Genomic DNA, 24,143 nt, shown 5'->3' with positions numbered 1-24,143 from the left:
TCAGGGCCGGTACAAACTCAACGCTCTACCAGCCAGGTAACCAAACGTCATCCCTGGCCCCAGGGTAATCCCGCCACTCGGGTAATACCCACCTATCACACTGTGCATGTCATTGCCCACCGCATGCAGCCCCGGAATCGGCTGCATCGCGTGGTCCAGCACAGCTCTTTGTGGGAGCCGCGCTTGCCGGCAGAGTTACCTGCGCGACAGCGAAGCCCAAAAGGGCTGGGGGATCTCCCACAGGGACAGCGCTTTGGTCTGGATGCGCGCTGTACCTGTGGTAGCGGGCCAGGCCCTTGGTTTATCTCTCGATCTGGCGATTCCAGCGGGCGTTCCATTCCGGGCGCTGGGTGTTGACCTGGTCCCAGTCGATGGTCACGGCAGTCTGCAGGTAGGTCTGCATGGCTGCGACCTGGCCACGGGTCTTGTCGCTGGTTGGGGTGTTGGGGTTGGACGGGATCTGGTCACCCAGCTCCAGGGCCGGCGACTGCGCCTCGGGGCTGAGCAGGAACTCGGCGAGCTTCTGCGCAAGCTCCGGCTGGTCGTTGTTGGCCGTGACACATTCGGCCTGGTTGAGCACCACGGCACCTTCCTTGGGCGCGGCGTACTCTACCGGGATGCCTTTGAGCTTCAGCGCTGTTACCTGGGTGGGGGTGAGCGGGAATAGCGCGGCTTCGTCGGTCTGCACCATTTCCGAGAGCTTGGCCGAGTTGGGGATGTACTCCAGCACGTTCGGCCCCACGTTCTTCTGCCAGGCCGTGAAGCCCGGGTTGACGTCGGTATCGCTGCCGCCGTGCAGGCGGTTGTACATCAGGAAACCATGCAGGCCGAAGGTGGACGATGCCATCGACTGGAACACCACCTTGTCCTTGAAGCGCGGGTCGGCCAGGTCGTTCCACGAGGTGGGCGCTGCCCAGCCATTGGCCTTGAACAGGCGGCTGTTGTAGGCAAGCCCGGTCACACCCAGGCTGACTGCGGCGGCCTTGTCCTTGATCAGGGCCTTTTCCGGCAACTGGGCCAAGGTCGGGTTGGGCTTGAGCGTGCTGCACAGGCCCATGCCGATGGCGCGGTACATGATGCCGTCATCCAGCACCATCACATGGATCGACGGCTTGTTCGGGGTGGCCTGGACCTTGGCCAGGATGTCGGCCGAGGTGCCGGGGACGATCACCACCTTCACCCCGTTGTCTTGCTCGAACCTGGGCAGAATGTTGTCGCTGAACAGCCGCTCCATGGTGCCGCCGTTCATGCCCAGGTACAGCGTGGGTTGTGCCATGGCGGGCAGGCAGGTGAACAGGCCGGGCACGGTGCAGAACAGGGCGAGCAAACGTTGCTTGTGCGTCATGACAGGTTTTCCTTGTGGTGGTTGGGCTGAAAGCGGTTGATGGAAAAGGCCGCCAGGCTGATTGCCGGCGCGCCGTGCAGGATGCATTGCGCCAATGCTTCACCGGCGGCCGGGCCAATCTGGAAGCCGGCACCGGCAAAGCCGAAGCCATGCAGCAGGCCAGGCTGGTACAGGCTGGGGCCCAGCACCGGTTCGTCATCGGGCAGATAGCCCTCGGTACCGCTCCAGGTGCGAATGGCCTGGGCGCCGGCCAGTGCCGGGTACAGTTCGGTGGCGTTGCGCAGGATATCCAGCACTGCGGCCTGGCCCGGGCGCGCGGTGGTCGGGGTCAGGGCAAAACCGCGCCCGCCGCCCAGCACGCAGTTGCCACGCGCCACCTGGCGGGCGTAGATGCCGCCGCCTTCGACCCCGGTGCTGGCGGTCATGAACAGCGGCAGCGGCTCGGTGACCAGCATGGCCGGGTGGGCGGCGGTCAGCGGCACTGGTTCGCCGAATTGCTCGGCCAGTTGCGCCGACCAGGCGCCAGCGCAATTCAACAGCCAGGGTGCCTTGAAACATTGGCCGCTGCTGGTGTGCACGCTGAAGCGGTGGCCGTCGTGGCCCACCTCCAGTACCGTGCACTGCTCCTGCACCTGGGCGCCGCTGCGTCTGGCCGCCTGGGCGAAGGCCGGTGACACCAGCCGTGGGTTGGCGTGGCCGTCCTCGGGGCAGTACGAGGCGCCGACGGCGATATCGCCTACCCAGGGGAAGCGCTGGCGCAGTTCGCGTCGTTCAAGCAGTTGCAGGCGCAAGTCAAAAGCCTCGGTGCGCCGGGCATAGGCCTTCAAGGCATCGAAGTCGGTTTCACTGCGTGCCAGCTTCAGGTGGCCGCTGCGTGCGTATTCGCCATCGATGCCGATCCATTCGCGCAGATTGCCCCAGATGGCATGGGCGCGCATCGACAATGGCAGCTGGGCCAACGAGCGGCCCTGGCGGCGCACGCCGCCATAGTTCACCCCGCTGGAGTGCGAGCCGCAGAAGTCGCGTTCCAGCAATGCCACCTGCTGGCCCGCGCGGGCCAGGGTCAGGGCAGCGCTGCTGCCGATGATGCCGCCGCCGACGATGATGGCGTCCACTTCGATCAGCTTCATGGTTTTATCTCCAGGCCGAAGGGCAGGGGCTTGACCGGCGCCTGACCGCGCAGGCGCCCGACCTGGTCAATGGCCCGACCGCTTTCGCAGGCGATCAGCTCGGCGGCAGCGGCACCACACACGCGGCCCTGGCAGCGGCCCATGCCGACGCGGCACATGGCTTTGACCCGGTTTATCTCCCAGTGCCCGGCACGCACCGTGGCACGGATTTCCCCGGCGCTGATCTGCTCGCAGCGGCACACGGTGAGCTGGTCCGGGGCTTGCCGGGCCCACTGCTCGGGAAATGGAAATGCCTGCTCCAGCCCCTGGCGGAAGCGCTGCAGGGTGGCCAGGCGCTTTTCCAGTTGCTGCTGGCGTTGCAGGTTACCGGGCTTGCCGAGGTCGGCCAGCAGTGTCAGGGCGGCCAGTTCGCCGCTCATCTCGGCACCGTCGGCACCGAGAATGCCAGCACCGTCGCCCGCCAGGTACACCCCGGGGCTACTGGCCCGGCCCTGGGCATCACGTACTGGCAGCCAGGCGCGGTTGAGCGCGCTCCAGGCGAACTGGCACCCCAGCAGGTCGGCCAGTTGGGTTTCACTGCGCAGGGCGTGGGCGAATGCCACGGCGTCGCACGCCAGTTCATATTGCTGGCCATTGTGCGACCAGCGTATCCCGCTGGCGCGTTGCTCGCCGTCGATACCCAGCAGGACCACGCCCTGGTGCACCGGTACACCCTTGCGGGCCAGCCAGGCGCGATAGTAAAGGCCCTTGGCAAAGGTGCCCGGTTGCAGCAGCAGGCGTGGCAGGGCACGTACCTGGGCGCTGAACGGCGAGGTGTCGAGCACCGCGCTGACCATAGCGCCGGCCTTGGCGTACTGGTACGCCACCAGGTACAGCAGCGGCCCGCTGCCAGCCAGCACCACCCGTTCACCGATCGCGCAGCCCTGGAATTTCAGGGCGATTTGCGCAGCGCCCAAGGTATAGACGCCGGGCAGGGTCCAGCCGGGTATCGGCAACACCCGGTCGGTGGCACCGGTGGCGACGATCACCCGGTCGAACGCCAGGCGGTCGGCCAGCTGCCCCTGCTGCAGGGTATCCAGCACCTGCCCCTCGGCGTTCCACACCAGGGTTTCGGGGCGGTAGTCGATCTGCTTGCGCAACTGTTCAAGGGTGCTGTGCAGGGCCTGGGCCTTGTCGGCCTCGAAGCCATACAAGGCTTTGGCCGGGCGGTGAAAGTTGGCTGGCTGCTGGCGGTAGATCTGCCCGCCGCCACGGCTGGCCTCGTCCAGCAGTACCGGGCGTACGCCGTGGGCCACCAAGGTTTGCGCGGCGCGGATGCCGGCCGGGCCGGCGCCGATGATCACGATTGCACTCATGGCTGGCGCCCCGGGTCGCGGGTCACGCACTGGCCCGGTTCCAGGAACGTCGAGCAGGCGCGTACCCGACGGCCATCCTGCAGGCGTACCCAGCAGTCCTGGCAAGCGCCCATCAGGCAGAAGCCGGCGCGTGGCTCGGCGCTGAAATCGCTGCCGCGCAGGTGCCCGGCATTGGTCAGGATGGCGGTCAACAGGGTATCGCCGCGCATGCCGTTGGCCGGTTGGCCGTCGAGCAGAAAGGGCAGCGGCTCACGGTCGTGTTCGGCCACGCGCTTGAACAGAGGCATAGGCGCATTCCTTGTCATTGCTTGCCTACCAGTACGCGGTCCAGGCCATATACCCGGTCCAGGGCGACCATGGTCAGGGCCGTGACGGCGATCACCAGCGCCGATACGGCGGCCATCATCGGGTCGATGGATTCGGTGGCGTATACGTACATGCGCACTGGCAGGGTCTGCGTGGCGGGCGAGGTGACGAAGATCGACAGGGTCACTTCGTCGAAGCTGTTGATGAACGCCAGCAGCCAGCCGCCGGCCACACCGGGCAGGATCATCGGCAGGGTGACCTTGCAGAACAGCGTGACCCGGCCAGCCCCCAGGCTTTGCGCGGCCTGTTCGGCGCTGCGGTCGATGCCGATGGCTGCGGCCAGTACCAGGCGCAGCACGTAGGGGGTGATCACCACCACATGGGCGAACACCAGCCAGGCGAAGCTGCCATTGACCCCCAGCAGGGCGAACAGCCGCAGCAGGGCCACACCCAGCACCAGGTGCGGGATGATGATCGGCGACAGCAGCAGGCCGTTGAGGAAACCTTGGCCGGGGAAGCTGTAGCGGGTGATCGCCAGGCCCGCCGGCACGGCGATCAAGGTTGCCAGCGAGGCAGCCAGGGCCGCGAGTTGCAGGCTGTTGTAGAACGCATCGAGGAAATCAGCACGTTCGAAAACGGCGCTGAACCAGCGCAGCGAGAAACCGGCCGTGGGCAGGCTCAGGGTGTTTTCCCGGGTGAATGCCACCAGGCACACCACCACCAGCGGGGCGAGCATGAACAGCATCACCAGGGCGTGAAAGGACAGGGCCATCGGGCCATTACGGGTCATCGGTTCAGACTCCAAGTGCGCGTTTGTAGCGGCGTTCGACCAGCCGGTTCCAGCTGAGCATCACCAGCAGGTTGATCAGCAGCAAGGCCACGGCGATGGTGGCGCCCATCGGCCAGTTCAGTTCGGCCAGGTACTGGTCGTAGATCATGGTGGCGACCATCTTCAGCCGGCGCCCACCCAGCAGGCCGGGGATGGCGAACGAGCTGGCGGCCAGGCCGAACACGATCAGCGTGCCCGACAGCACGCCGGGCATGATCTGTGGCAGCACGATGCGGCGGAACACCGTCCATTGGCTGGCGCCCAATGACAATGCGGCCTGTTCGGCGGCCGGGTCGAGCTTCTGCAGCGAGGTCCATACCGGGATGATCATGAACGGCAGCATCACGTGGACCAGGCCGATGATCACTGCAAATGGCGTATACAGCAGCTTCACCGGCTGCCCGCCGAGGGCAGTGATGCCCTGGTTGACCAGGCCGTCGGCGCCCAGCAGCAAACTCCAGCCGAAGGCTCGCACCACCACCGAAATCAGCAGTGGTGTCAGCACCAGGATCAGGAAGATCGAGCGCCACGGCGCGCCCATGCGGCTGAGCACCAAGGCCTCGGGAATGCCGATCAGCACGCACAGCAAGGTAACCAGGGCGCTGATCCAGAAGGTGCGGAAGAAGATCTCGTAGTAGTAGGTGTCGGTCACCAGGCTCAGATAATGGTTAAGTGTGTACTGGCCGGCCTGGATGCCGCTGCCGTAGTCGAAGGCGTTGAACGACAGCAGCACGGTCAGCCCCAGCGGCAGCACCAGCAAAGCCAGGAACAACAGCAGGGCCGGGCTGCTCAGGCCGTAGCCCCAGGCGCTGCTGTGCAGCTTTGCCGCACTCATGCCGCCACCTCGCCAGCGTTCAGCACCCGCAGCAGGGCATCGTTCCAGTCCAGGCCGACCTGGGCGCCTTCATCCAGCGGTGTGCTGCCGTCGTTGGCACTAACCACGGCCAGGTTGCCCAGGGCGGTGTCGACCCGGTACAGCCATTGGCTGCCGAGGAAGTAGCGGCAGCTGATGCGGCCTGCCAGCTTGCCGCTGCCGGCCGGGCCCAGGCTGATCTTCTCCGGGCGCAGGCTGAGGGTCAGTGGGCCCTGGGCATTGGCCTGTGGTTGCCCACCGGGGCCGGTTACGCCGCGCAGGCGGTTGGCCTTGCCCACAAAGTCGGAAATGAAAGGTGTACCCGGGTGTTCGTAGAGGCGGTAAGGGTCATCGACCTGGGTGATGCGCCCGGCTTCCATCACCACCACCCGGTCGCTGATCGACAAGGCCTCGGCCTGGTCGTGGGTGACCATCAAGGTGGTAATGCCGACCTCGTTCTGGATGCGGCAGATCTCGAACTGCATTTCTTCACGCAGGTGGGCGTCCAGGTTGGACAGCGGTTCGTCCAGCAGCAGCACCGGCGGTTCGATCACCAGCGCGCGGGCCAGGGCCACACGCTGGCGCTGGCCGCCGGAGAGCTCGCGTGGGTAGCGCTCGGCATGCTTGTCCAGGCGCACCAGCGCCAGGGCCTGGTCGACCCGACGGGCGATGTCGGCGTTGGCCACCTTGCGCATGCGCAGGCCGAAGGCGACGTTGTCGCGCACGGTCATGTGCGGGAATAGTGCATAGCTCTGGAACACCACGCCCAGGCCTCGGCTGGCCGGCTTGGCGTGGGTGATGTCGCGGCCGTCGAGGACAATGCGGCCGCTGGTGACCTCGACGAAGCCGGCAATCATTTGCAGGGTGGTGGTCTTGCCGCAGCCCGAAGGGCCCAGCAGAGAGACGAACTCGCCTTTTTCGATGGCCAGTGACGAGCTGGCCACTGCCTCCGTGGCGCCATAGCGCTTGCAAAGCTTGTCGATCAACAGAAAGGTCATGGCTGTGCTCCATCGCAAACGGAACCGGGGTCAACCGGCAGTTTCAGGGTGGGCAGAGCGCCAGCGGCGAAAAGCAACGCTTTACGGACGTTGGCGCTCGCGCTGTGGCGGCGGCCGATGTTGTGATATCGCCCTATGGACCGGAGAGTAGGGCAATGATTAGGATGACGACAAAGGGTAATTTCACTGAGTGACAGCTAATTTGAAATTATTCCGCTGACTGGAATTTCACAGGGTTTAGCGAAAAATGGATTCCGATAAACGAAACGAGCAAGCCAGGGAAGTGGGTGTCAGTGCGGTGTCCCGTTTGTTTGCCGTATTGCGGGCGCTGGGTGAATGCGGCGGTGAGGGTGAGAAGGTCAGCCAGCTGGCACAGCGGGTGGGCCTGGCACAACCCACCACCCACCGCCTGCTGCGCAGCCTGATTGAAGAAGGCATGGTCGACCAGTGCGCTACCACCAAGCGTTACCGGCTGAGCCTGGATTTTTTTGCCCTGGCGGCCAAGGCCGGGCAAGTTGGCAACCTGCGCGATGTGGTGCGCCCCAGCCTGCTGCGGCTATCGGCGTCGCTGGGCGATTCGCTGTTCCTGCTGGCGCGTTCGGGGTTCGATGCGGTGTGCCTGGACCGCAGCGAAGGGCCATACCCGATCCGTACCTTCACAGGTGATATTGGCGGCCGTGTAGCCTTGGGGGTGGGGCAGGGCAGCCTTGCCATTCTGGCCTTCCTGCCGGAGGAGGAGCGTGACGAGGTGATCCGTTACAACTTGCCGCGTCTGAAGGATTTTCACCATTACGACGAAGTCATGCTGCGCGCCGAAATCGACAATGTGCGCAGCCTCGGCTACGCCGGGCGTAACACCGGCGTGCTCGATGGCATGGCCGGCCTGGCGGTGCCGATTCTCGATCGTAACGGCCATGCGGTGGCGGCCCTGAGCGTGGCGACCATAAGCGACCGCCTGGGGCCCAACCGCATGCCGACCGTGGTGGCGCTGCTCAAGCGCGAGGCGGCTGCGATCGGCGAGCGGGTCAACCCGTTCGACCCGGTGCTGCGCCGGCCTTCGCATGTGTTTGGTTGAGCCATTCCCGTGGGAGTTCCGGCGTTTTCGCAGCACAAGGCTGCTCCTGCTGATCCCGTGCATGCCTGGAAGTCGGTGCTTCCACAAGGAGCCGCGCGGGCCAGAGGCGTGAGGCAGTACAGCTACTCCATCACCTCGGCCACACCTTGGTCCTCACCCAGGAACCCACCACTCTGGTGCTGCCACAAGCGCGCATAAGTACCCTTTTTCGCCAGCAGTTCCGCATGGGTGCCTTGCTCGATGATGCGCCCTTCATCCATCACGATCAGCCGGTCCATGGCCGCAATCGTCGACAACCGGTGGGCGATGGCGATGACGGTCTTGCCCTTCATCATTTCATCCAGGCTCTCCTGAATGGCCACCTCCACTTCCGAGTCCAGCGCACTGGTGGCTTCGTCCAGCAGCAGGATCGGTGCGTTCTTCAGCATCACCCGGGCAATGGCGATGCGCTGGCGCTGGCCGCCAGACAGCTTGATGCCGCGCTCTCCCACCAAGGTGTCGTAACCGGTGTTGCCCTGGCGGTCGCTGAGTTGGCTGATGAAGCCATCGGCCTGGGCATTGGCCGCAGCGGCGCGGATCTGCGCCTCGGTCGCATCGGGGCGGCCGTAGGCGATGTTGTCGCGAATCGAGCGGTGCAGCAGCGAAGTGTCCTGAGTGACCATGCCGATGGCGCCACGCAGGCTGTCCTGGGTGACCTTGGCCACGTTCTGCCCGTCGATGCGGATTTCACCACGGTCCACGTCATAGAAGCGCAGCAGCAGGTTGATCAAGGTGGACTTGCCGGCGCCGGAGCGGCCGACCAGGCCGACTTTTTCGCCCGCGCAGATGTGCAGGCTCAGGCCGTCTAGCACCTGGCGCTCGCCGTTGTAGTTGAAGCTGACCTTGTCGAAGCTCACCGCGCCCCCCGTAGTTACCAGCTCAACAGCGTCCGGCGCATCCTTCACCTTGGGGCCGCGGGTGAGGGTGGCCATGCCGTCCTGCACGGTGCCGATGTTTTCGAACAGCGAGGTGATTTCCCACATGATCCAGTGCGACATGCCGTTGATACGCAAGGCCATGGCGGTAATCGCCGCCACCGCCCCGGTGCCGACCTGGCCTTGGTGCCACAACCACAGTGCATAGCCGCCAGCCGCAATGATCAAGCCCACCACCAGCGCCTGGTTGACGATTTCGAACTGGCTGACCAGGCGCATCTGGCGAAAGCCGGTCTGCTTGAAGTCCTCCATGGCGGCGCGCGCAAAATGCGCTTCGCGATTGGCGTGCGAGAACAGTTTCACCGTGGTGATGTTGGTGTAGGCGTCGGAAACCCGCCCGGTCATCGACGAGCGGGCATTGGCCTGCTCCTGGCCGACTTTGCCCAGGCGCGGTACGAAATACAGCATGGCCAGGCCGAACAGCACGACCCAGGCAATGAACGGCAACATCAGGTTCAGGGCAAAGCCACCGGCCAAGGCAATGATCGCGATGAAGTACACGCCGATCCCGGGCAGGATTTCTATGAGGGTGAACAACACATCACGTACTGCTAGCGCCGTCTGCATCACCTTGGTGGTCACCCGGCCGGAAAACTCGTCAGAGAAGAACGACAAGCTCTGGCGCAGCATCAGCCGATGGAAGTCCCAGCGCAGCCGCAGCGGCAAGTTGATCGCCAGTACCTGATGCTGAACCATGGTACGTAGCGCCACCAGCCCGATGCTGACCAGCAGGACGATGCCGATACCCCACAGCACACGGGTTTCTTCTGGGCCAACGGTGCCGCCGGCCTGCCAGGCCGAGAGCAGGTCGACTACCTGGCCAAGGAAGGCGAACAGCCAGGCTTCGTAGATCGATACGCCGGCACTGAGCAATGCCAGTGCCAGGATGTAGCCACGGGCGCCGCGGGTACAGGCCCACATGAAGCGCAACAGGCCCATCGGGGGCGGTGGCACCTCGTCAGGGGGGAAGGGGTCGAGCCTGCGCTCAAAGATGCGAAGCATGCGTGTCTCCGGAAAATCAATGCTTGCCTGGCCCGTGGCCATAACGCACAGCGAGGTATGCGCCTGTCGACAAGCCGGGCGTGGGCTGCAATGCAGCCCTGCGCAAACCGGCAAACCTTAACTGACTGACACTGACCCTACGGCGGTTGTTTTAACAAAACTTTGCAATTTATTACATTTCCCCTTGATCTCATTTTGCCTTCGTGCTGTATAATTGACGCCGTTACAAAAAAATGATCATTTTGCCGTTTTTTTGACGCGCGTCATCAAGCGTCAGCGCCAGATCAGTTACTGTCGTTTCTCAAACCGTTCAACCTCATTTTGCAGAGCCAGTGTTTTGACGAATGGAATGCCGTGGTTGGCTATTTCCGGCGTAGGCGCCGAAAGCAGTCAGCTTCATGTACAAGGACTGTATTGGTTGGCCTGTGACAACGCAGAAGACGCCACCTTGCTCTGCCGCCAAGTGGTCGGGGGCCTGCCCGAGCCTGTTCGGGCAGCCTTGGTCGCCGATGCGCAAGCCATGGCTGACGTGCTGGGTGCGCTCGATGCCGCGCAGGGCCCTGCCGAACTGGCGCTGTACGAAGCCGCCCCGCAAGCCGTGCTGCATCTGGTCGATGACCTGCCGCGTATCGACGCGGCCGGGCGCGTGCTGGTGCTGCTGGCGCCCGCCGAAGCCTGGGGTAGCGGCCACGTTGAACGCTGGTGCAATACGCTGCGCCCGGTGTTGTTGGCTGAGGCCGCGCTATTGCTGGTCATCAGCAGCGGCCAGAGCGCCGGGCTGGTTGAGCGCCTGCGCGCCTTCAACCAGGGCGTCGATGGCCTGGCCCAGGTGTACCGCGGCAAAGGCGGGGTCCGCTACCTGCAGCATTTCTGGAGCAACCCGCTCGGCAAAACCGGCACACGTGACGTGGAACTGGCGCGTTTTGAAACGGGCTTTGCTGCTGCCGGGGCGCCACAGTCCCCCGCCGACACCGGTGGCGACGAGCTGCTGTGCCTGGCCCAGCGCCCGGTGCTGGAAGGCGCGCCAGCCTTCTCCGAGCACTGGCAGGTCTGCGAGAGCCTTGAAGAACTGGGTGCCAAAGCCAGCCTGGCGGTTTCCGCCACCGTCATCTTCGCCATGGACGGCGGGCAGCGCCTGGATAACCTGGCGCGCCAACTGCACCGCTTGCGCCAGTTGCGTGGCAGTGCCCTGAAGCTGGTGGTGCGCGAGATGGCGCCGACCCTGCGCTATCAGGATGAACAGTTGTTGCTGGCCTGCGGGGCCAGCCAGATCGTGCCGTTCGGCGCCAGCCTGTCACGCTTCCTGACCATGGTCGAGAGCATCCAGGGTTACCTCTGGCGCCGGCACCTGCCAGGCGATTTCGATGCCTTGCTCACACGCCTGCGGCCGCTGGCCATCTGTGGGCTGGTGGCGCCGCGCGCGTTCGCCGAAGCCGTGCAGACCATGTGGCACGGCATGCGCAACGGCGAAATTGTCCACCAGTTGCTGGTGTTGCGCCCGGCCCCTGGCCTGACCCCGCTGCAAGCCTGCTCGCGCACGGTGTTCCGCCGCGACGGTGACATCGCCTGCGTGGTCGGCGATGTGCTGTTCCTGTTCCTGTTCGCCTGCCGCTCCGAAGGTGTCGAGCAAGCCCTTGACCATATCTTCCAGTTTGTCGTGGAAAGAGCTGTTCATCAGCCAGGAGGTGCTTGCCGGTGTCGATAGCCTGGGCACCCCGGCCTTCCTCGACGACAGCGTGCCACGGCCACCGCGGCTCGACGCGGCGGCGCATCTGTCCGCCCAGGCTCGGCCGGCCCTGGCGCCGCGCCGGGTTGCCCTGGGCAAGCGGGGGAGCGCATGAACTTCGTGCAACTGCTGCAAGTGATCGGCATCACGGCGCTGGTCACCTTGGCGCTTGCCCTGCTGCTGTCGCGCCTGCGTGCCACGCTGCGCGACAAGTTGCGCCGCCGCCTGCCACCCCGTTACCTGAAACCGCGGGGTGTACGCCACCGCGCTGCACGCCAGGACCCCCGTAATGACTAATACCTCCACAACCCTCCCGGCACTGGCCCGTTGGCCTGGGCTGGGAGGGTGGAACCTCTATTTCCTCGCCAAGTTCCTGCTGGTCGCCCTTGGCATGCTCGACTTCCAGGCGCTGCCGAACCTGCTGTTCGCCGCGTTTCTGCTGGTTCCGTTGCCGGGCAAGTGGCTGCGTATTGCGCGGCAACTGGCGGCAGTACCGATCGGCATCGCGTTGTTCTACCAGGACACCTGGCTGCCGCCCTTCAGCCGCCTGCTGGCGCAGCCGGGGGTGTTCGATTTTTCGTGGGATTACTTGCTCGAACTGCTCGGCCGCTTCATCAACTGGAACCTGCTGGGGGCGCTGGCACTGTTGCTGGTGGGTTACCTGTACCTGCGCCATTGGCTGCGGCTGAGCACCCTGAGCCTGCTGGGGCTGGCGTGGCTGGCCGTTGGTGGCCTGCCATCGCTGGGGTTCAGCGCGGGCCAGGCGCCTGGCGCTGCAGCTGCCGGCCCCGCCGAGCAGGCGCAGGCCACTGCGGTTGCCGACAATGCCACGCTCGACAGCTGGCTCGAGCGGTTCTTCGCCAGTGAGCGTGAACGGGTGACCGCATTCCCGGCCATGAAAGCCGATGAGCAGCCGTTCGACCTGCTGCCGTGATCAACATCTGCTCGCTGGCCTGGGATGACCTGTCCGCCGTCGGGCTGCGTGACAACCCGCTGTTCTCGCGCCTGGACGTGGTCTTCGACCAGTTCAATTCCGCCACCTCCTATAGCGGCCCGGCCGCCATCCGCGTGCTGCGTGCCAGCTGCGGGCAGGCGTCCCACGCCGGCCTGTACCAGCCCGCCTCGGAGCAGTGCCTGTTGTTCCAGAACCTGGCCAGGCTAGGTTTCCAGAGCAATACCTTGCTCAACCACAGCGGCCGCTTCGACAACTTCATTGGCGACATCACCCAGCAGCACATGCCACAACCCGGCCTGCGCAGCACCGACTTCCCGCGGGCGCTGGTCGGCTTCGACGGCTCGCCGATCGCCAGCGACCTGGAGGTGCTGCGCCGCTGGTGGGGGCAGCGCCAAGGCGCGTCGGCCGAGCATGTGTCGCTGTTCTACAACAGCATCAGCCTGCATGACGGCAACCGTATCGTCACCGCTGACGGCGGTACCCGTGTGGCCGATTACGCTACCCGCGCCACCCGTCTGTTCGGCGAGCTGGGCAGCTTCCTCGATGAACTGGAGCGCAGCGGCCGCCGCGTGGTCGTGGCCATTGTCCCGGAACATGGCGCCGCGTTGCATGGTGACCGCATGCAGCTGGCGGGCATGCGTGAAATCCCCACACCGTCGATTACCCATGTGCCGGTGGGCCTGAAGTTCATCGGCATGGGCCAGCCTGCCCGCAGCGAACCGCTGCACGTCTCGGCACCCACCAGCTACCTGGCGCTGTCCGAGCTGATCTCGCGTGTGTATGCGGGCCTGGGCCAGCAACAGTTGCTGGATGTGCCGAGCCTGTTGAGCGACTTGCCAACCACCGAACCGGTCGCGGAAACCGCAGGTGCACAGGTGTTGAACTACCAGGGGCGCGCCTACATGCGCCTGCAAGGCCAGCCCGACTGGCAGCCGATCCCGAAGGAGCGACCATGATCACTGGCAAGGCAGACCCTGCCGACCGCAGCGACGATATCGCCCAGTTGCGCCAGCACCTGGACATGCCGGACCTGAACTATCAGGACATCTCCTTGCTGGTGGGCGTCCAGCAGGCTCTGCAGCGCTGGCCGCTGCTGGGCGAAAGCTGCCGGGCCAGCGCCCAGGGCACGTTGTACGCGACGGCGCCACAGCGCGAGGTGCTGTCGCCATGACCAGCCTGGCGTTGCATGGGGTACGTGGTGGCCTGGGGCGCAGTGCCTTGCTGGCCGCGCTGGGCTATGCGTTGCAGGGGGCAGGGGAGCGGGTGCTGCTGGTCGACCTGTGCCCAAGCAACCTGCTCGGGCTGCACTTCAACCTGCCGCTCGACACGCGCGAGGGCTGGGCGCATGCCGAGCGGGAAGGGCGGCCGTTCAGCGATGCCTTGTACGAGGTGCTCGATGGCCTGAGCCTGATGCCGTTCGGCAATTTGCCTGCCGGTATGCGGCCGCCGTTGCCCGACGCTGAAGCCTGGCGCGCTCGCCAGGCCGAGCTGGGCGAACACTTCGACTGGTTGCTGTTCGACCTGCCGCAGCTGCCGGCCGATGCCGCTGGCCAGCATGTCCAGACTGATGTGCGGGTATTGGTGGCCGAGGCCGAAATGGCCAGCCATCTGCTGCTCGGTCGCCGCCCGGTCGAGCAGTACGACCTGCTGCTGGTCAACCGCTACGACCCGGCCAGCCGCTTGCAGAGCGACCTGCTGATGGTGTGGCGCGACCTGTTCCGTGATCGCCTGCCGATTCAGGTGGTGCACCGCGACGAGGCCTTCCTCGAGGCCCTGGCGTGCAAGGCACCGCTTGGCCATTACGCGCCGCAGAGCCTGGCTTGCCGGGACGTGCAGAGCCTGGCGGTGCGCTGCCTGACGAGGCGCCGGACGTGACCCTGAACCCTTTGTCTGCTTATGGCTGGTTCAGCGCACGTGGCGCGCGGCAGCCGGTCGCCTGGCTGTTTACCCTTGGCGTGTGGCTGGCCTTCCTGTTCCTGCGCCTGGAGTCGCCCGCCTGGCAGGCCCTGCTGGCCGAGCGACAGCGCCTGTACCCGCAACTGGCGGGCAAGCGCCCAAGCCTGGGCGACCCCTTACGCCTGTTGATCCAGAGCCTGTGGCTGCTGGTCCGGCGCCAACCGCTGCCACGCGAACCGGGGTTTGCCCGCCGCACCTGGGGCGCAGTGCGTACGCAGCTGCGCGGCATGCTGCAGGTACTGCGCCACTACCGTGGCCTGCTGATCGAGCGCCTGCAGCAGCTGCCTGCGCGCTACAAAGCCAGCGCTTTCAAGCAGCAAGCCTCGGCACGCTTGCGCGGCTTGAGCGTGTTTGCCCGCTGGGCGTTCTACAGCGTGCTGACCGTGGGCGCCATCGGCCTGGCCGTGCTGTGCGTGACCGAACCGTTCGGCTACCTGGCGCAGTTGGTGTTCATCTTCCTGCTACTGGGCATCGCCATGCTGGTGCGGCACATTCCGGGCCGCTTCCCGACCCTGATGCTGATCGTGCTGTCGACCCTCATTTCCTGCCGCTACCTGTGGTGGCGGTATACCTCGACCCTGAACTGGAACGACACCACGGGCCTTGTGTGCGGGGTGATCCTGCTGGCGGCAGAAACCTATTCGTGGTTCGTGTTGATCCTGGGCTACATCCAGACCAGCTGGCCGTTGCAGCGCAAGCCGGCGAACCTGCCGACAAACCCTTCGCACTGGCCGACCGTCGACCTGATGATCCCCACCTACAACGAAGACTTGTCGGTGGTGCGCACCACGGTGCTGGCGGCCCTTGGCCTGGACTGGCCGCGCGAGTGCCTGCGCATCTATATCCTCGACGACGGCCGGCGCGAGGCGTTCCGTGCGTTCGCCGACGAAGTCGGGGTGGGCTACATCGTGCGGCCGGACAACAAGCACGCCAAGGCCGGTAACCTCAACCATGCGCTGGGGGTGACCGACAGCGAGCTGATCGCCATTTTCGACTGTGACCACGTGCCGGTACGTTCCTTCCTGCAATTGACCGTGGGCTGGTTCCTCAAGGACCCGAAGCTGGCGCTGGTGCAGACGCCGCACCATTTCTTCTCGCCCGACCCGTTCGAGCGCAACCTGGGCTCGTTCCGCCGTCGCCCCAATGAAGGCGAGCTGTTCTACGGCCTGATCCAGGACGGCAACGACATGTGGAACGCGGCGTTCTTCTGCGGCTCATGTGCCGTGCTGCGCCGTACCGCGCTGGAGAGCATCGGCGGCTTTGCCGTCGAAACCGTGACCGAAGATGCCCATACCGCCTTGCGCATGCACCGCCAAGGTTGGTCATCGGCCTACCTGAGCATTCCGCAGGCAGCCGGCCTGGCCACCGAGAGCCTGTCGGCGCACATTGGCCAGCGCATTCGCTGGGCCCGTGGCATGGTGCAGATCTTCCGCACCGACAACCCGCTGTTCGGCCGTGGGCTGAGCCTGTTCCAGCGGGTGTGCTATGCCAACGCGATGCTGCACTTCCTGGCCGGCCTGCCAAGGCTGGTATTCCTGACTGCGCCGTTGGCGTTCCTGTTGCTGCATGCCTACATCATCTACGCGCCGGCGTTGATGATTTTGCTGTACGTGCTGCCGCACATGATCCACGCCAGCCTGACCAACTCGCGCATGCAGGGCAAGTACCGACAGACCTTCTGGGGCGAGGTGTACGAGACCGTGCTGGCCTGGTACATCGCCCGCCCGACCACGGTTGCGCTGTTCGCGCCGAAGAAGGGCAAGTTCAACGTCACCGCCAAGGGCGGCCTGATGGCGCAGGAGCAGTTCGACTGGCGTATCGCCCAACCCTACCTGTGGCTGGCGGCGCTCAACGTGGCCGGCCTGGGCTTTGCCGTGTGGCGCCTGTTCACCGGCCCGGCGGCGGAAATCGGCACGGTGATCGTCAGCTCGCTGTGGGTGATCTACAACCTGCTGATCATCGGCGCCGCCGTCGCCGTGGCCGCCGAGGTGCGCCAGGTGCGCCGCGCCCACCGGGTGCAGATGCGCTTGCCGGCGGGGCTGGTGCTGGCCAGCGGTCACGCTTACCCCTGCACCCTGGTTGACTACTCCGACGGCGGTGTCGGCCTGCAGTTGCACCAGGGCCTTGAGTTGCAGGCAGGTGAACAGGTTCGCCTGCTGCTCAACCGTGGCCAGCGCGAGTTCGCCTTCCAGGCTTGCGTCACCCGTACCGTCGGGCAGCACGTGGGCCTGGTGTTCCACGACCTCAGCCAGCAACAACGTATCGACCTGGTCCATTGCACCTTTGCCCGCGCCGATGCCTGGCTTGGCTGGAATGCGCAGCACGAGGTCGATCGCCCGCTGCGCAGCCTGGTCGACGTGCTGAAGCTGGGCGGTGTCGGTTACCTGCGGCTGGTCGAGCACTTGCCGCCATGGCTGCGGGCATGGCTGCGCCCACTGCAGGTGCTGGCGAACTGGCTGGCCAGCTACAGGCCCCGCACGCCGCTGCCTGTCCCTTCCTTGAACCTTGTTGATCGAGACGCATGATGACTGGTTATCCCGCGCGTACCTGGGGCCTGGCGATGGCACTGTTTGCTGCCTTGTCGCAGAGCGCCGCTGCCACCTCTGTAGCTCCGCTTGCCGAGCCAGCCGTACCCACGGTACCGAACTGGCCGGTTGCGAAAACCTTCGAGCAGCTCGGGCATGCGTCCGACAGCCTGCTGCTGGGGGTACGCAACAGCGAGCATATCGAATTCGGCCTGCGGCGCGACCGCCTGGCCACCGAGGCCAGCCTGCAGCTGGACTACACCCCTTCGCCCGCCCTGTTGCCGAACCTGTCGCATCTGCGTGTGTACCTCAATGACGAGTTGATGGGTGTGGTGCCGGTGGAAAAAGACCAGCTTGGCCAGCGCGTGCGCCGCCAGCTGCCGCTGGACCCCAAGCTGCTCAGCGACTTCAACCGGGTTCGCCTGGAGTTCGTCGGGCATTACACCGACATCTGCGAAGACCCGGCGCACAGCGGCCTGTGGCTGAACCTGAACCGCAAGAGCCAGGTACAGCTGCATGAGCAGGCCTTGGCCCTGGACAACGACCTGGCGTACTTCCCGCTGCCGTTCTTTGATGTGCGCGATACCGGCAAGGTAACGCTGCCGGTGGTGTTCAGCGGCGTGCCGAGCCTGGGCGAGCAGCGTGCGGCGGCGATCCTGGCGTCCTACTTCGGCAGCCAGGCCGGTTGGCGCAAGGCGAGTTTCCCGGTGCTGTACGACCGCCTGCCGGCCCGTGGCGATGAACCCACGCCGAGCATCGTGTTTGCCAGCAACGACCGTCGCCCGGGCTTCCTCGCCGACCTGCAGCAGTTCCCGCTGGTCGACGGCCCGGTACTGCAGATGATCGACCACCCGGACGACCGCTTCAGCAAGGTGCTGCTGGTGCTCGGCCGCAACGACGATGATCTGGTCAAGGCCGCCTCGGCGCTGGCAGTTGGCAACAACCTGTTCCGCGGTGCCCGGGTGAAGATCGAGCAAATGACGGCGCTGCAACCGCGCCAGCCCTACGATGCGCCGAACTGGACGCGCACCGACCGCCCGGTACGCTTCGCCGAGTTGCTCGATTACCCCGAGCAGTTGCAGGTCAGCGGCCTGCAACCGCGGCCGGTGACGCTGGAACTGAACCTGCCCCCCGACCTGTTCGTCTGGCGCAACCAGGGCATTCCGCTGCGTACGCTGTACCGCTACACGGCCCCGGCAGTAAGCGACGAATCGCGCCTGAGCATCAGCGTCAACGACCAGTACATCACCAGCGTGCCGCTGGTGGGCAATGACCGGCGTGGCGGCACACTGGAGGAAATGCGCCTGGCAGTGCTGTCCGGTGACAACAGCGCATTGTCCGAGAAGTCGCTGGTACCGGCTTTGAAGATCGGTGACCGCAACCGCCTGCGCTTCGACTTCAGTTTTGCCAGCACCCTGGGCAGCGCCCAGCGCGACCGCTGCCAGACCTCGTTGCCGGTGGACGTGCGGGCAGCGATCGACGACAACTCGACCATCGACTTGTCCGGTTACCACCACTACATCGCCATGCCCGACCTGCGCGCGTTCGCCCGCAGCGGCTTCCCGTTCAGCCGCATGGCCGATCTTTCCGAAACGCTGGTCGTCATGCCGGCCAAGCCCACGGCGATGCAGGTGGGCACCTTGCTCGATGCGGTCGGTGGGCTGGCCGGGCAGATCGGTTACCCGGCGCTTGGCCTGCAGCTGGTCGACGACTGGAAGCAGGCCGCAGCGGCCGATGCCGACTTGCTGCTGCTCGGCAGCCTGCCAGAGGCCCTGGCGGATGCACCCGACCTTGGCCTGCTGCTCAGCGCCCAGCGCGACTGGCTGCTGCAGGGCCGTAGCGCGGGGCTGCCGGGCAGTCACCGCTTCGATACCGCGCCGGTGGCCGCGAGCAGCCGTGTGGCCGTCAGCGCGCAGGCACCGATTGCGGCCATCACCGGGCTGAAGTCGCCGTTCCACGAGCAGCGCAGCGTCGTCGCCCTGCTGGCCAACAGCGATAGCGACTACGCGCTGCTGCGCGATGTGCTCGGCGATGTCGGCAAGCTCGATGCGGTGGCCGGTTCGGTGACGCTGGTGCGCAGCAGCGGCGTCAGCAGCCAGTTCGTCGGCGAGCACTACTTCGTTGGCGCGCTGCCGTGGTGGCTGCTGCTGTGGTTCCACCTGTCCGAGCACCCGGTGCTGCTGGCGGCGATCGCGGCCATTTGCGTGGTGCTGTTCGCCTTCCTGTTGTGGCGGGCACTGCGCTGGGCAGGCAAGCGTCGCCTGGGTGAGGCGGTGTGATGATGCGTCAGTGGCTGGTAGGGCTGGTCGCCTTGGGCCTGCCCGTTATCACGAGTGCCGCACCGGCTTGCCCATGGCCCGCCTGGGACCGCTTCAAGGCCGAACTGGTGAGTGTCGACGGTCGGGTCATCGACCCGAGCGACGAGCGCCTGATCACCACTTCGGAAGGGCAGAGCTATGCGCTGTTCTTCGCCCTGGTGGGCAATGACCGGCAAGCTTTCGCGCAGTTGCTGCGCTGGACCGGCAACAACCTGGCGCAGGGTGACCTGGCCCGGCATCTGCCCGCCTGGCTGTGGGGCCGCAACGGCCAGCAGCAGTGGCAGGTGCTGGATGCCAATAACGCCAGCGATGCCGACCTGTGGATTGCCTACAGCCTGCTGGAAGCCGGGCGGCTGTGGGACGAGCCGGCCTACACGCAGCTGGGCCAGCGCCTGCTGTGGCGTATCGCCGCGCAGACCGTACGCAAGCTGCCGGGCCTTGGGCTGATGCTGCTGCCTGGGGACTACGGCTTCGAAGATGCCCGCGGTACCCGCTTGAACCCCAGCTATTTGCCGCTGCAGTTGTTCGATCGCTTCAACTTGGTCGACCCGTTGTGGGGCGAACTGGCAGCCAACACGCGGCGTCTGTGGCTTGCTTCGTCGCCAAAGGGCTTTGCCCCGGACTGGCTGCTGTGGACGCCAGCCGGTGAACTGGCGGCGGACCCGCAGCATGGCAGTGAGGGTGACTACGATGCCATCCGCGTCTACCTGTGGGTCGGCATGCTGGCCAAGGACGCGCCGCAGCGTGCCGAGCTGGTGGCCCACTACGCGCCGATGGCGGCGTTGACCGCGCGCCAGGGCCTGCCGCCAGAGCAGGTGGATGCGCACAGCGGTGTTACCAGTGGCCATGGCCCGGCAGGTTTCTCTGCGGCGTTGCTGCCGTTGCTGGCGGCGTCGCCGGAGCACGTCGCAGGCCTGGCGGCCCAGCGACAGCGTTTGCACGAGCAGCCAGTTGAAGCCAAGGCCTATTACAGCCAGGTGTTGGCGCTGTTTGGCCAGGGCTGGGACCAAGGCCGTTACCGTTTTGACCCGCACGGCCGCCTGTTGCCGGCCTGGAGCACGCCATGCAGCGAATGATTGGCGTACTGATGCTGGCGGCGGTGACCTGCCAGGCCACCGCGCAACCCAAGGATGCCGACGAACAGCGCCAATGGCTGCTGGACCAGGTGCGTCGCGGCGAGGCGCTGCATCGTGACGATCTGGTGCGCGATGCACTGGGGCGGTTGCAATTGCTCGAGCCGCGCAACCCGGACGTGTTGCTGGCGGCCTTGAGCCTGGCATTGCGCGAAAAGAACAGCACCCAGGCCGAGCAGTTGAGTGCCCGGATCAGTGCCATTGCGCCCGGTAGCGTGCAGGCCCGCCAGGCCAGACGCCTGCTCGAGCTGCAGCAACCTGAGCGCGCGCGGCAATTGCAGCAGGCTCGCCTGCTGGCTGTCACCGGGCGTAATGAAGAGGCGCTGGCGGCCTATGAACAGTTGTTTGCTGGTGAACCGCCAAGCCTGGAACTGGCCCTGGATTACTGGCGCGTACGCGGCAACCTTCCCGGCCAGCGCCCCGAGGCAATCAGGCAGCTGCAGCAACTGGACCGGCAGTACCCAGGCAGTGCCGGGTTGCGCCAGACCCTGGCCGGCTGGCTATTCGCCGAAAAGCGCGACCGCGAAGCCTTGGCCTTGCTCGACCAGTTGTCGCGCGACCCTGGCGCACGGGATGCCGCTGCCCAGCGTGAGTTCGACTACCTGTCCGGGCAAGCGGTTAGTACCGCCAGCGCCGCGGCCTGGCAAGCGTTTCTCCAGCGCTACCCGGCCTCACCATTGTTGGCGCAGGCCAGCGAGACCCTGCAACAGCAGCGCAAACTGCTGGCCGACCCGTCCTGGCAGGCTGGCCAGCGGGGCTTGGCATTGCTCGACAAAGGCCGTAACGCTGAAGCCGAGACGCAGTTGCGCCGGGCATTGCGCCAGTATCCGGACGACGCCAGTTTGCACGGCTCCCTGGGGTATGCACTGATGCGGCAAAGCCGCTATGAAGAGGCCAATACGGCGTTCCGGGCGGCAAGTGCCAAGGAGCAGGACACCTACTGGATCAGCCAGTGGAAGGACCTGGAGTCGTCCAGCCAGTATTGGGCTCTGCTCAGCAAAGGGGAGCGGGCACTACAGGCGAAAGACATGCGCGCAGCCCGTGCCTATTACCAGCAGGCACGCCAGCAGCGCCCGAAGGAGGAATACGCCTTGCTTGGCCTGGCGGATGTCTCGCTGGCCGAGGGTGATACAGCGGCCGCCGAGCGGCAATTCCTGCAGGTTCGGCGCATGGCACCGGATAACGAAAGTGCCGTGCGCGGCCTGATGCGTGTGTACCAGGCGCAAGCGCCCGACAAGGCGCAGGCCTACCTGGACAGCCTGCCGCCCCGCCAGCAAGCGCAGTTCGCCAGCCTGCGCCGTAGCCTGGAGCTCGCCCGCCTGCGCCAGCAAGGTGACCAGGCCCTGCAGCGTCAGGATTGGGCGGCGGCCAGCCAGGCGCTGGGCCAGGCCACGGCCTTGGCCCCCGATGAGCCCTGGCTGGTCTACCAGTTGGCCAACAGCCTGCGCCACCTGGGGCGCACCGCCGAGGCCGACGCGGCATTTGCCAGGATCGTGCAGCGCCAGCCGGGCGATCCCGCCACCCGCTATGCCCACGGACTGTTCCTGGAGTCCAGTGACCGCGATGCGCTGGCCCTGGACAGCCTCGGTGCTGTGCCGCAGACGGCCTGGAACGCTGACATGCATGCGTTGCAGCAGCGGATCCACCGTCGCATGACCCTGGCTTCGGCGCAGCAACTGCAAGCGCAAGGCCGCACGGCTGAAGCGAGCAGCCTGCTTGAGGCCAGCCTGGCGCGTGGCGAAGGCAGCATCGACGACCTGATGCTGTTGGCTGACTGGGCGGCAGCGAACGGTGAGCCGGGCAAAGCGCGCGGCTATTACCAGCGCGTGCTTGCCGTGCAACCTGGGCAACCCAAGGCGCGCCTTGGCGTGATCGAAAGTGCGGTGGCTGAAGGCAACCTGGCACAGGCCCGGCACATGCTGGCGGTGCAGGTGCCACAACTGGCTGCCGATGACAGCAACGCCCAGCGGCGCCTGGCAGCGGTCTGGGTCGCCTTGGGCGAACACGATCAGGCGGCCGGAATGCTCGAGCAGATCGCAGCACAGCAGCCTCGCCCCGATCCCTTGTTGCGACGCGACGCTGCTCGCCTGGTGGCGCAGGATGACCCGCAACGGGCGCTGGACCTTTACGCCGCAGCGATGGCCGACGCGCAGTTGCTCGAACGTGCCGCCGTGTCGCCACGGGACGACCGTGCACTGACGCTGGCCAGCCGTGAGCAGGATGACGACGACTGGCTGGCACGCAGCCTGCGCAGCGACGTCGATGCACTGTATCGCCAGCGCAATACTCATGTGACGCTGATGCACGACTACGGCTGGCGCGAGGACGACGGTACACCCGGCACGTCCGAACTGAGTACCCAGTCAACCCTGCTGCATGTCGATACCCCTTGGCAGGACGGCACCGCCTTTGCGCGGGTCGAGCGCATCGGCATGGATGCGGGCTCGTTCGAACAGAACGACCAAGGGGGTTATACCCCGGATTTCGGTAGCTGCCAGTTTGTTGGCCGCACCGCCGACGGCAAGTCGCTCCCTGCGTGCGGGGGCGGTTCGCAAACGGCGGACGGTAGCGTGCTGGCGCTGGGCTGGCAGGGCAGCCGCTGGGCCTTTGATCTGGGAGCCACTCAGGGGTATGCCATCAACAACTGGTTGGGTGGCGCAACGGTCAATGGCGACCTCGGTCAGGTCGGCTGGTCGCTGACCGCTTCACGGCGGCCGATGAGCAACTCGCTGTTATCGTTTGCGGGGGCACGTGACCGCCCGACGGGCGTGCGCTGGGGTGGGGTCACGGCCAATGGCGCCACGCTCGGCCTGAGCTGGGACCAGGGCGGTGACAACGGGGTCTGGGCCAGCCTGGGGCACCACTGGCTGTATGGCGAGAACGTCGCCGACAACCAGCGCACCCGGGCCATGGCCGGCTGGTACCACCGGGTGGTGGAAAAGGCCGACGAGCGCGTGCGTGTGGGCCTGACACTGATGCACTGGCGTCACGACAAGGACCTGGGTGGTTACAGCCTGGGGCAGGGCGGCTACTACAGCCCGCAGCGCTACACATCGGTGGGCGTGCCGGTCAGTTATGCCTGGCGCAACTACGACTGGTCGGTGCTGCTGGAAGGTTCCGTCAGCTGGTCCCAGGCCCACAGCGGCCGCAGCCGCCTGTACCCGGATGCGCACCTCAACCGCAAGGTGCTGGCGCTATATGACCTCGATTCCAACATCGACGCCATGAACGACGCCAGCGACAGCAGCGGGCTAGGCTACCGCCTACGCGGGCTGTTCGAGCGGCGCCTGAGCGACCATTGGGTATTGGGTGGCGGTTTCGACTGGCAGCACAGCGATGACTATGCGCCTAGCCATGGCATGCTCTACCTGCGCTACCTGTTCGAGCCATGGCGGGGCAACCTGGCGCTGCCGGTCACACCGCTGGAGCCCTATAGCGAGCGGCGTTGATTGCAGATGCAGCCCTGTGGCACCGGTCGATGGCACCGGCTGCGCCGGTGTTCGCGGGCTTGCCCACAGGTGTTGAGCAAGCCATTGGATTTTGAGCAAGACAGTTGCACCCTCAGGGGCAAAGCGCTTGCCAATTCAGTGTTGACACAAGCTACGCCGCCACACCATTATCCAGCCACATCCACGCAACGGGCTTTCCAGCATGTCCATCTCC

The 24,143-nt window shown here is 65.8% G+C and carries 18 protein-coding genes and 2 pseudogenes; 11 read left to right on the top strand and 9 right to left on the bottom strand.

The genetic code is table 11. The features are described from left to right. From QIY50_00585 to QIY50_00550, 8 genes and pseudogenes are all read right to left on the bottom strand, one after another. Positions 1 to 162: pseudogene (locus tag QIY50_00585) on the bottom strand (FAD-binding protein). 139 nt (positions 163 to 301) lie between these two features. Beyond that, a complete protein-coding gene (locus tag QIY50_00580) occupies positions 302 to 1,345 on the bottom strand; it encodes an ABC transporter substrate-binding protein (GenBank protein ID WGV20847.1) in 1,044 nt (347 codons plus the stop codon). Beyond that, positions 1,342 to 2,475 (bottom strand): FAD-dependent oxidoreductase, encoded by a 1,134-nt coding sequence (locus QIY50_00575; GenBank protein WGV20846.1) that lies wholly within the window; start codon positions 2,473 to 2,475, stop codon positions 1,342 to 1,344. Before QIY50_00575 ends, QIY50_00580 begins: the two co-directional genes overlap by 4 nt. Then, a complete protein-coding gene (locus QIY50_00570) occupies positions 2,472 to 3,830 on the bottom strand; it encodes an FAD/NAD(P)-binding oxidoreductase (protein WGV20845.1) in 1,359 nt (452 codons plus the stop codon). The genes QIY50_00575 and QIY50_00570 overlap by 4 nt, the downstream gene beginning before the upstream one ends. Further along, the gene (locus tag QIY50_00565; protein WGV20844.1) at positions 3,827 to 4,117 is read right to left on the bottom strand and encodes a (2Fe-2S)-binding protein; all 291 of its coding nucleotides are present in this window, start codon (positions 4,115 to 4,117) and stop codon (positions 3,827 to 3,829) included. Before QIY50_00565 ends, QIY50_00570 begins: the two co-directional genes overlap by 4 nt. Before the next feature lie 14 nt (positions 4,118 to 4,131). Then, positions 4,132 to 4,926, bottom strand: a complete 795-nt coding sequence (locus QIY50_00560; GenBank protein ID WGV20843.1) for an ABC transporter permease — start codon at positions 4,924 to 4,926, stop codon at positions 4,132 to 4,134. Between the two features lie 4 nt (positions 4,927 to 4,930). Beyond that, complete coding sequence (locus tag QIY50_00555; GenBank protein WGV20842.1) at positions 4,931 to 5,800, bottom strand: ABC transporter permease; 870 nt, start codon at positions 5,798 to 5,800, stop codon at positions 4,931 to 4,933. Beyond that, positions 5,797 to 6,816: an ABC transporter ATP-binding protein gene (locus QIY50_00550; GenBank protein ID WGV20841.1), complete on the bottom strand. Its 1,020-nt coding sequence runs from the start codon at positions 6,814 to 6,816 to the stop codon at positions 5,797 to 5,799. The genes QIY50_00555 and QIY50_00550 overlap by 4 nt, the downstream gene beginning before the upstream one ends. Before the next feature lie 247 nt (positions 6,817 to 7,063). On the opposite strand from QIY50_00550, the gene QIY50_00545 reads away from it, so the two are divergent. Beyond that, positions 7,064 to 7,891: an IclR family transcriptional regulator gene (locus QIY50_00545; protein WGV20840.1), complete on the top strand. Its 828-nt coding sequence runs from the start codon at positions 7,064 to 7,066 to the stop codon at positions 7,889 to 7,891. 122 nt (positions 7,892 to 8,013) lie between these two features. Here the strand turns inward: QIY50_00545 and QIY50_00540 are convergent, their stop codons facing one another. Then, positions 8,014 to 9,867, bottom strand: a complete 1,854-nt coding sequence (locus tag QIY50_00540) for an ABC transporter ATP-binding protein (protein ID WGV20839.1) — start codon at positions 9,865 to 9,867, stop codon at positions 8,014 to 8,016. 418 nt (positions 9,868 to 10,285) lie between these two features. Between QIY50_00540 and QIY50_00535 the strand changes: the two genes are divergently transcribed. The 10 genes and pseudogenes from QIY50_00535 to bcsC all read left to right on the top strand — a co-directional run bounded on the left by QIY50_00535 (position 10,286) and on the right by bcsC (position 23,929). Continuing rightward, entirely contained in the window at positions 10,286 to 11,572 is a 1,287-nt protein-coding gene (locus QIY50_00535; protein WGV20838.1) for a BcsE family c-di-GMP-binding protein, read from the top strand. After that, positions 11,553 to 11,708, top strand: a complete 156-nt coding sequence (locus QIY50_00530) for a hypothetical protein (protein WGV20837.1) — start codon at positions 11,553 to 11,555, stop codon at positions 11,706 to 11,708. The genes QIY50_00535 and QIY50_00530 overlap by 20 nt, the downstream gene beginning before the upstream one ends. Further along, positions 11,705 to 11,890: a cellulose biosynthesis protein BcsF gene (bcsF, locus tag QIY50_00525; GenBank protein WGV20836.1), complete on the top strand. Its 186-nt coding sequence runs from the start codon at positions 11,705 to 11,707 to the stop codon at positions 11,888 to 11,890. The genes QIY50_00530 and bcsF overlap by 4 nt, the downstream gene beginning before the upstream one ends. Then, positions 11,883 to 13,504, top strand: a pseudogene (gene bcsG / locus QIY50_00520) (cellulose biosynthesis protein BcsG). The gene bcsF and the pseudogene bcsG overlap by 8 nt, the downstream one beginning before the upstream one ends. Continuing rightward, positions 13,501 to 13,719 (top strand): cellulose biosynthesis protein BcsR, encoded by a 219-nt coding sequence (gene bcsR, locus QIY50_00515; protein ID WGV20835.1) that lies wholly within the window; start codon positions 13,501 to 13,503, stop codon positions 13,717 to 13,719. The pseudogene bcsG and the gene bcsR overlap by 4 nt, the downstream one beginning before the upstream one ends. Next, positions 13,716 to 14,423: a cellulose biosynthesis protein BcsQ gene (bcsQ, locus tag QIY50_00510; protein ID WGV20834.1), complete on the top strand. Its 708-nt coding sequence runs from the start codon at positions 13,716 to 13,718 to the stop codon at positions 14,421 to 14,423. Before bcsR ends, bcsQ begins: the two co-directional genes overlap by 4 nt. Beyond that, on the top strand, positions 14,420 to 17,029 hold the full coding sequence (gene bcsA, locus QIY50_00505; protein WGV20833.1) for a UDP-forming cellulose synthase catalytic subunit: 2,610 nt from the start codon (positions 14,420 to 14,422) through the stop codon (positions 17,027 to 17,029). Before bcsQ ends, bcsA begins: the two co-directional genes overlap by 4 nt. Then, positions 17,026 to 19,308 (top strand): cellulose biosynthesis cyclic di-GMP-binding regulatory protein BcsB, encoded by a 2,283-nt coding sequence (bcsB, locus tag QIY50_00500; protein ID WGV20832.1) that lies wholly within the window; start codon positions 17,026 to 17,028, stop codon positions 19,306 to 19,308. The genes bcsA and bcsB overlap by 4 nt, the downstream gene beginning before the upstream one ends. After that, on the top strand, positions 19,308 to 20,423 hold the full coding sequence (gene bcsZ / locus QIY50_00495; GenBank protein ID WGV20831.1) for a cellulose synthase complex periplasmic endoglucanase BcsZ: 1,116 nt from the start codon (positions 19,308 to 19,310) through the stop codon (positions 20,421 to 20,423). The genes bcsB and bcsZ overlap by 1 nt, the downstream gene beginning before the upstream one ends. Then, complete coding sequence (gene bcsC, locus QIY50_00490) at positions 20,411 to 23,929, top strand: cellulose synthase complex outer membrane protein BcsC (protein WGV20830.1); 3,519 nt, start codon at positions 20,411 to 20,413, stop codon at positions 23,927 to 23,929. Before bcsZ ends, bcsC begins: the two co-directional genes overlap by 13 nt. Positions 23,930 to 24,143: the final 214 nt, after the last annotated feature.

Source organism: Pseudomonas putida, assembly GCA_029953615.1.
Taxonomy (GTDB): Bacteria; Pseudomonadota; Gammaproteobacteria; order Pseudomonadales; family Pseudomonadaceae; genus Aquipseudomonas.
Note: the sequence above shows the minus strand (reverse complement) of the source record. Positions and strands in the feature narration are given on the sequence as shown.